The organism is Hydrococcus rivularis NIES-593 (assembly GCF_001904635.1).
Classification (GTDB): domain Bacteria; phylum Cyanobacteriota; class Cyanobacteriia; order Cyanobacteriales; family Microcystaceae; genus Hydrococcus; species Hydrococcus rivularis.
The window spans coordinates 22428-29711 of record NZ_MRCB01000044.1 but is presented as its reverse complement, the minus strand read 5'-3'; the positions used below and the strand labels follow the sequence as shown (position 1 = coordinate 29711).

Genomic DNA, 7284 nt, shown 5'->3' with positions numbered 1-7284 from the left:
TTAACTCCGTTCAAAACCAGGCTTAGAGCGTGTTGCCAATTTTCGGACGAGTCTATTGATGAAAGATTAGCGAACGCCTAACAATTCCACGTCAAAAATTAAGGTCGCATTGGGAGGAATGACACCGCCAGCACCGCGAGAACCGTATCCCAATTCTGAGGGAATAATTAGGGTGCGACGACCGCCGACTTTCATGCTGCCTACCCCTTCATCCCATCCTTGAATGACCTGTCCGACACCAATTTTGAAGGAAAAGGGTCGATCGCGATCGCGAGAACTATCAAACTTCTTGCCGTTTTCTAGGGTTCCGGTGTAGTGGACGGTTACGGTTTGTCCTTTGGTTGGTGTTGCCCCATCTCCTTCTTGGATATCGATGTATTTAAGTCCAGAAGGAGTAGTAATGGCATTTTCTAAATTCATGGTGATAATTCCCTTTTCTAAGTTACTGTTCTCGGCGATCGATCGTTCGTCGGCGGATTGGGGTTTGTTGAGTTCGGATGCGATCGCCTCTTGTTTGCCACCGCTATTGAATACCGAAGCAACGATCAGCAGCAACCCGAAGAAAACGATAACTCCAAAACTGATTAAAATTTCTTTCATGAAAATACTCCTGCTCGACTTGTTAGCGCCATTGCTTGTTTTCTAGATCGCGCACTTGACGTTCTAGTCTATCGATTCGTCCGCGCAATTCATCGATTTCTGTCTGACGAGGCACGCCTAAATCCTGCAACATATTGCGCAGTTGGCGTTCCAGGTTTTTTTCAAAGTTGACCTGTTCGGATTTGAGCTGATTCATCAAATCGTCAACAAATCCCTTAGCGCGATCGGGATCGATTTTGCCATCTTTGACCCACTGTTCGCTGACTTCTTTAACTTTTTCGGCAACCAGAGAAGTCGTTCCTATGCCAACCATCAATAATTGTTTGAGCCAGTCGCTACCATCCATATTTTATAATTGACCTCCTAAATGATTTTTAGTTATAGCGCTCTAATTCCAGCATAGCCGCATGGGACAATTAGACTGAATCTTTGAGGGTGAGTAGCAACAGTCGCAAATAATACTACTCTACTTATTTCTACTCTTTTCTACTTACGAGAAACTACTTAAGTGCCAATGCATCTTCCAGTTCCACTTTAACTGGGACTGACATCCCAAAATCGCGGGATTAATCTTAAGATATCAACGCTCAAGAACTCGGCGCGACAGCAAAATATCCTCATCCAATCCAAAACGATTTAGCGCCGAGCGAGCGAACTGATGCAACTAATCGGGAGATAAATAGTCAACCATGAAAAAGCTAATCTTTAGTTTACTAACTCTGACTGCTCTTGGAATGGTTTCCCTACCCGCTCATGCTGATGGAGACAGTGCCGTTATCCAAGATAGTCGGCAAACCACTACCCAGACGGGTGTCGGTAACTACTCCGGACAGACGACCATTCAAAAGAACCGAGTCGAGAGAAGCGGTTACAGAAATGGCAGCACAGGCGATGTTCAGACCAGCGACCAATTGAGCGATCAGTACGGTGTTGGCAACTCGTCCCAACAACGAGTTCGTCAGGAAAATGTCCGCCAGGAAAGGGGATCTCGTCACCGCTCTTGCGATTGGGGCTGCGATTATTAGTAAACAACCCTGCGTCTAGACAGGGTTGAGATCTCCATCACTTTTTCAATCTGTAGCTAACTCCATTGTAACTTGAGGGAGCAGGGTGTCGCGTATCGTAAGTAGCAGCTTGGATAAAAATCCCTCTCCCTTTTTTTTCATTGAGTTGAGAGGTCAACCAATGTTTTTAAAGCAACTGACCATTTTGTTAGCGATTGTCACGATAGGCTTTCCCGCGATCGCTATTGCTAGTGAAATCGATGTCCGAGCAGGAAATGTGAGAATTACCACCGAACGAGATGGGGATACGACTATCCACACCAGACCGCGTTGGAGAACCTATCCCCGTCATCGTTCCCATTATTGGTGGGATCGCTATTTCCGCCGCCAGAGCAACGTTGGTTGCTCGAAAGGAGGCAATGTAGTGCGTCAAGAGACGACACAAGTTAACCGTTCTGGTAGAACCGTTACGCGATCTCGGACTACTTACTGTCGCTAATTTTTCATAGGGGAGGTTACTACTTATGCGACTGAGAGCATTAACCCTAAGTTTCATAGCTGTTTCTGGTTTGTTTTTGATGGGAGATTTCCTCTCCAATTCGGCAACTGCTAAATGTGTTCAAGCCGATGTTTCCGTACAATACAACATTAGCGGTTCTAAAGAGCCAACCAACCGCAGTAACGATGTTGAGATGGAAAGCGATCCCTCTTGTCGGGGAAATGCAAGCGTAACCACAGGCGTACAAGGCAATGTCGGCGGTAACGGTCCGGTGGAGCAACATCGAACTGTTCGCCATCGCCAGCGGGGGAGCGATGGAAACTCTGGCGGGAACGGTGGAGCCGTTCAAATCAGAAGCAATCCCGGCATTGATGTATACAATCCTGCCGACAATTGGCGAGACTAGCTCAGCCAATCACTGCGCGGTATCAATCGAGCCAAACTGAATGGGGGATTTGGTTTTATGAACTTAAAAACTTTATTGCTTGCCATTTCTTATACTACTGTCTTAGCTGCTGCTCCGCCTGTAAATATCCAGTCTTTTTCTCTGGCTAATACAGCTCAAATTCAGCAACAGATGCAACAGACAACGATTACTCTTGCAGCAGAACAGCTAAGACACCCCCATTTTCTCCGAGTAAGTACCCCAACAACGGGCACTCAACTCACCGGACAGATCAAACTAAATGGGAAAGTTATTCAACGATTGAATAACAACACAAAAATTAATCTTTCGCGCCTTCTGACTCGTGGCAAACACGCGATCGAGATTTCGGGCAGATACCGTCCCGCAGGCAATTCAGTGCAAGTTGAATTGATCGGGCCCAATACTCAGAGCCTCCAACAAATAGGCGGTAGCGGTTATCTCAATCAAAGATTGATTATTGAGGTTAAATAGAGGATGAAGCAAGTCCAGAAAATCGGTCAACTCGGTCTCGTTAGTGTTACTTTTATCGGCTTAACTCAGCTTCCCGTGCGCTCCGATACAACAGCGATTCAAAACGGCGCTCAAGACGCGAATATCTCTGGCGATAACAATCAAGTTACTCAAATTATCAATCAAACCATCATTAATCATCCCGGTAGGGGTTCCCTCAATCGTTCCGATCCAAAGAAAGGCAAGAAAGACGAACGATCTCAAGCAAGAGAATTTGAGAATAGAGGTAATGGCAACGGAGTAGAACGTAATTCGGGTAAGGGCGATCGCTTGTAGTAGAGTATTTAAAATGCTCTAGTTAATTAAAGGATTGGTATGGTATCGCCTTACTATCAAGTGATCAAAGGAAATTTCGTTATTCTTGGCAAGAAACCCGACGGGGATTCCGTTCGCTTTCTCGCAGACGAACCAGACCTTTATGAAAATCTTCAACGTTCCTACCGTATCAATCCCTCTCGCGATCGCACCGTACAGATTCGCTTGGAAGGTCTAGATACACCAGAGGCGCATTATGGCAAAGATGCTCAACCGCAAGGAGAAGAAGCCCGCGATCGCTTGCTCAAACTCCTGGGTTTTAAAGATGTTGCCTATTCCGGCGATACAGTCAGTTCTGCTAAGCCCGATACCGTTGCTGGCGCGATCCTCTCCCAATCTGTAGAAGCAAACGGTCGTCCCATTTCCTATCTGGTGTCAGCCGATGAAGCCAAAAGCCTTTCCAATGGAGAATGGATAAGGGTAACTAAAAATTATCTTCAGAAAACCCTCAACTTTCAATTGCTCCAAGAAGGCGTGGCTTACTACACGGTTTATACCTCCATGCCGCTTTCCCATCGGGAATTTTTACAAAAGGTGACAACAGAAGCCCGACAAGAAAATCGAGGCGTTTGGAAAGAAGATCGAACTCGCGAATTTGTTTTAGAAAGTCAAGAAGATTTAAGCCCTCCAGACGGACAACTCATTGTGCCTAAATTATTTCGTCGTTGCACCGATTATCTGAAGGCTGTAGACAGAGGTTTTCGGGGCAATCTAAAAGATTGGCTGCTAGCTAATGAGAGTAACTCTCGCTCTGAAAACGATCGCGTCCTTCTGGGAAACGTAGAGCTAAAACTCAGCGATTTAATCCGGCAAAATAACAATCGTATCGTTTTTCAACCGGACATATTAGATTTAACTTTCATTGAAAAGTAGCAAGAACCGATCGCCCATCTCCCCGTATGATGATCTCATTGGCAAGACATCATTGGAGGGATGAAGTGATAGCAGAAAAACAGTTACAAGACCGCGTTGCCATCGTCACGGGAGCATCGCGAGGAATCGGTCGGGCGGTTGCCTTGGCACTAGCAGCCCAAGGAGCTAAAGTTGTCGTCAACTACGCCAGTTCTAGCACGGCGGCCGATGAAGTGGTGAAAGCGATCGCCCAGGCGGGTGGAGAAGCGATCGCGCTGCAAGCCGATGTCTCAAAAGCCCAGGAAGTAGATAATCTAATCGAACAAACCCTAAACAAATTCGGTCGCATCGACATTCTGGTCAATAACGCTGGAATTACTCGCGATACTTTGCTTTTGCGTATGAAACCGGAAGACTGGCAAGCGGTTATCGACCTCAATTTAACCGGAGTTTTTCTCTGTACCAAAGCCGTTAGTAAAACCATGATCAAACAGCGCAGCGGACGGATTATCAATATTTCCTCCGTTGCCGGACAAATGGGCAATCCCGGACAGGCAAATTATAGTGCGGCAAAGGCTGGAGTCATCGGTTTTACGAAGACGGTTGCCAAAGAACTTGCCAGTCGCGGCGTTACCGTCAATGCCGTTGCGCCCGGTTTTATCGAAACCGACATGACAAGCAATCTTTCCAATACAGAAGAAATTCTTAAGTTCATTCCCCTCGGTCGCTACGGCAAACCGGAGGAAATTGCTGGCATGGTGCGCTTTCTGGCTGCCGATCCCGCTGCTGCTTATATCACCGGACAGGTTTTCAACGTCGATGGCGGCATGGTAATGGCGTAATCATAATCTGCTATTAGCAAGGAAAATAATTTCCTTGCTTGTCTTTTCAAAGTTATTCCGAGTGGCGAATCGGCGATCGCTACTTAGCACTCCTTGCTTAAGAGTGCTAAAGTTGCTAAAGGAGTCACAACACCAATCCAAAATAACTATGGCAAAAATAGTTTCATTTAAAGATGAGTCGAGACGAGCGCTAGAGGCGGGAATCAATGCCCTCGCCGACGCGGTACGCATTACCTTAGGACCAAAAGGGCGCAATGTGTTGCTGGAGAAGAAATTTGGCGCACCCCAGATCGTTAATGACGGAATTACAGTCGCCAAAGAAATCGACCTGGAAAATCCCTTAGAAAATACGGGAGCCAAACTCATTCAGGAAGTTGCCTCAAAAACCAAAGATGTTGCTGGCGATGGCACGACTACTGCTACAGTGATTGCGCAAGCAATGATCCGAGAAGGATTGAAGAATGTCACCTCAGGAGCGAATCCCGTTGCTCTAAGACGGGGAATAGACAAAACGATTCACTATCTAGTTAAAGAAATCGAAGCCGTTGCTAAGCCAGTAGAAGGAGCGGCGATCGCGCAGGTGGCCACCGTTTCGGCAGGAAGCGACGAAGCGATCGGTCAAATGATTGCCGAGGCGATGGATAAAGTCACCAAAGATGGGGTGATTACCGTTGAAGAATCGAAATCTCTGACCACAGAATTAGAAGTCGTCGAAGGGATGCAGATCGATCGCGGCTATATTTCTCCTTACTTTATCACCGATCAAGAGCGGCAAATTGTAGAATTTGAGAATCCCCTCATTCTCATCACCGACAAAAAGATTAGCGCGATCGCAGACTTGGTGCCGATCCTAGAAAACATTGCCCGCGCTGGAAAACCCTTGCTCATCATTGCCGAAGACGTAGAAGGAGAAGCCCTAGCTACGCTAGTCGTCAATAAAGCGAGAGGAGTTCTTAATGTTGCTGCGATCAAAGCTCCCAGTTTTGGCGATCGTCGTAAAGCCATGCTACAAGATATTGCTATTCTAACGGGCGGTCGTCTCATTTCCGAGGAAATCGGATTGAGCCTGGATACCGTCTCTATAGATATGCTAGGCAAAGCCATCAAAGTCACGATTGAGAAGGATAACACCACCATCGTCGCCGGTGGAGAACATAAGGCAGACGTGCAAAAACGGATTGCCCAACTCCGTAAAGAACTAGAAGCAACCGACTCCGAATACGATAGCGAAAAACTGCAAGAACGCATTGCTAAGCTAGCAGGGGGCGTTGCCGTCATTAAAGTCGGGGCTGCTACCGAAACCGAACTCAAAGACAGAAAACTGCGGATCGAAGATGCGCTCAATGCAACCAAAGCCGCGGTTGCAGAAGGAATCGTCCCTGGCGGCGGCACGACGCTAATCCATTTAGCGAAAAAAGTTGCTGAGTTTAAAAACAATCTCACTGATGACGAAGAAAAAGTTGCTGCCGATATCGTCGCCAAAGCCTTAGAAGCCCCCGTGCGCCAACTTGCCGATAACGCTGGGGCAGAAGGTTCGGTGATTGTCGAACGAGTCCGGGAAACCGAGTTCAACATCGGTTACAATGCCCTCACGGGGAAGTTTGAAGACATGATCGCGGCTGGGATCGTCGATCCGGCTAAAGTAGTGCGTTCTGCCGTACAGAATGCAGCTTCTATTGCCGGAATGGTTCTAACCACCGAAGCGCTTGTGGTCGAAAAACCTGAAAAAGCAGCGCCTGCTATGCCCGATATGGGTGGTATGGGCGGCATGGGTGGCATGGGCGGCATGGGTGGCATGGGCATGATGTAAGATTGAGGCCAGTTGCTCTGGTTGAGTGACAAAACTCAAATCGCCCTTACCCCAACCCCTCTCCCAGAGCAGGAGAGGGGCTTTCTACTTAAGATGAATTCCCTAAAATCTCGCTACGAATTCTTGAAGAGGGGAAAGCTTCGCAAAGTTCCTTCCCTTTTTCCCCTTTCCCCATTCAACTATCTCTAGCAGGTATGAAGGGAAATTGGTATAAGACTTGGGACTGAAGTCTCTTCGCCCCTTGTGGGACAAGGGATTTAGGGATGAGGGGACAAAGACAGGTAAGGTTAGAGGAGGCTCCGCCGTGAGACGGCGTGAGTATGTAATATGCTCACCTTTACTTTTAAAATTAACTGGCTCGACGCTATTTCTTCTAGAAAAATTATCTGAAAGCGGTAAGGAAACAAAAGAAGAATGGCACTAGA

Annotated in this window: 10 protein-coding genes; 8 read left to right on the top strand and 2 right to left on the bottom strand. The window is 47.1% G+C overall.

Annotation, left to right across the window (positions count from 1 at the left end):
* Window positions 1-66 precede the first annotated feature (66 nt).
* Complete coding sequence (locus tag NIES593_RS21615; protein WP_073601556.1) at window positions 67-600, bottom strand: FKBP-type peptidyl-prolyl cis-trans isomerase; 534 nt, start codon at window positions 598-600, stop codon at window positions 67-69.
* 22 nt (window positions 601-622) lie between these two features.
* On the bottom strand, window positions 623-946 hold the full coding sequence (locus NIES593_RS21610; protein ID WP_073601555.1) for a phasin family protein: 324 nt from the start codon (window positions 944-946) through the stop codon (window positions 623-625).
* Window positions 947-1289: 343 nt separating this feature from the next.
* On the opposite strand from NIES593_RS21610, the gene NIES593_RS21605 reads away from it, so the two are divergent.
* The 8 genes from NIES593_RS21605 to groL all read left to right on the top strand — a co-directional run bounded on the left by NIES593_RS21605 (window position 1290) and on the right by groL (window position 6859).
* Window positions 1290-1625 (top strand): hypothetical protein, encoded by a 336-nt coding sequence (locus NIES593_RS21605; protein ID WP_073601554.1) that lies wholly within the window; start codon window positions 1290-1292, stop codon window positions 1623-1625.
* 160 nt (window positions 1626-1785) lie between these two features.
* Window positions 1786-2103 (top strand): hypothetical protein, encoded by a 318-nt coding sequence (locus NIES593_RS21600; RefSeq protein WP_139253777.1) that lies wholly within the window; start codon window positions 1786-1788, stop codon window positions 2101-2103.
* A 25-nt stretch (window positions 2104-2128) separates the two neighbouring features.
* A complete protein-coding gene (locus NIES593_RS21595; protein ID WP_073601552.1) occupies window positions 2129-2509 on the top strand; it encodes a hypothetical protein in 381 nt (126 codons plus the stop codon).
* 57 nt (window positions 2510-2566) lie between these two features.
* Window positions 2567-3001, top strand: coding sequence for a hypothetical protein (locus NIES593_RS21590; RefSeq protein ID WP_073601551.1), 435 nt, complete (start codon window positions 2567-2569; stop codon window positions 2999-3001).
* 3 nt (window positions 3002-3004) lie between these two features.
* Window positions 3005-3316: a hypothetical protein gene (locus tag NIES593_RS21585; protein WP_073601550.1), complete on the top strand. Its 312-nt coding sequence runs from the start codon at window positions 3005-3007 to the stop codon at window positions 3314-3316.
* A 39-nt stretch (window positions 3317-3355) separates the two neighbouring features.
* A complete protein-coding gene (locus NIES593_RS21580) occupies window positions 3356-4228 on the top strand; it encodes a thermonuclease family protein (protein WP_073601549.1) in 873 nt (290 codons plus the stop codon).
* 26 nt (window positions 4229-4254) lie between these two features.
* Window positions 4255-5049, top strand: a complete 795-nt coding sequence (gene fabG / locus NIES593_RS21575; RefSeq protein WP_083602512.1) for a 3-oxoacyl-[acyl-carrier-protein] reductase — start codon at window positions 4255-4257, stop codon at window positions 5047-5049.
* Between the two features lie 148 nt (window positions 5050-5197).
* Window positions 5198-6859: a chaperonin GroEL gene (gene groL / locus NIES593_RS21570; RefSeq protein WP_073601548.1), complete on the top strand. Its 1662-nt coding sequence runs from the start codon at window positions 5198-5200 to the stop codon at window positions 6857-6859.
* The last annotated feature ends 425 nt before the right edge of the window (window positions 6860-7284 follow it).

What these genes read in the sequence shown, in the direction of transcription:
- NIES593_RS21595 (WP_073601552.1), top strand. Translation starts at nt 2,129, where the DNA reads ATGCGACTGAGAGCATTAACCCTAAGTTTCATAGCTGTTTCTGGTTTG.
- NIES593_RS21605 (WP_073601554.1), top strand. Translation starts at nt 1,290, where the DNA reads ATGAAAAAGCTAATCTTTAGTTTACTAACTCTGACTGCTCTTGGAATG.
- NIES593_RS21615 (WP_073601556.1), bottom strand. Translation starts at nt 600, where the DNA reads ATGAAAGAAATTTTAATCAGTTTTGGAGTTATCGTTTTCTTCGGGTTG.
- NIES593_RS21610 (WP_073601555.1), bottom strand. Translation starts at nt 946, where the DNA reads ATGGATGGTAGCGACTGGCTCAAACAATTATTGATGGTTGGCATAGGA.
- NIES593_RS21590 (WP_073601551.1), top strand. Translation starts at nt 2,567, where the DNA reads ATGAACTTAAAAACTTTATTGCTTGCCATTTCTTATACTACTGTCTTA.
- fabG (WP_083602512.1), top strand. Translation starts at nt 4,255, where the DNA reads ATGATGATCTCATTGGCAAGACATCATTGGAGGGATGAAGTGATAGCA.
- NIES593_RS21580 (WP_073601549.1), top strand. Translation starts at nt 3,356, where the DNA reads ATGGTATCGCCTTACTATCAAGTGATCAAAGGAAATTTCGTTATTCTT.
- groL (WP_073601548.1), top strand. Translation starts at nt 5,198, where the DNA reads ATGGCAAAAATAGTTTCATTTAAAGATGAGTCGAGACGAGCGCTAGAG.
- NIES593_RS21600 (WP_139253777.1), top strand. Translation starts at nt 1,786, where the DNA reads ATGTTTTTAAAGCAACTGACCATTTTGTTAGCGATTGTCACGATAGGC.
- NIES593_RS21585 (WP_073601550.1), top strand. Translation starts at nt 3,005, where the DNA reads ATGAAGCAAGTCCAGAAAATCGGTCAACTCGGTCTCGTTAGTGTTACT.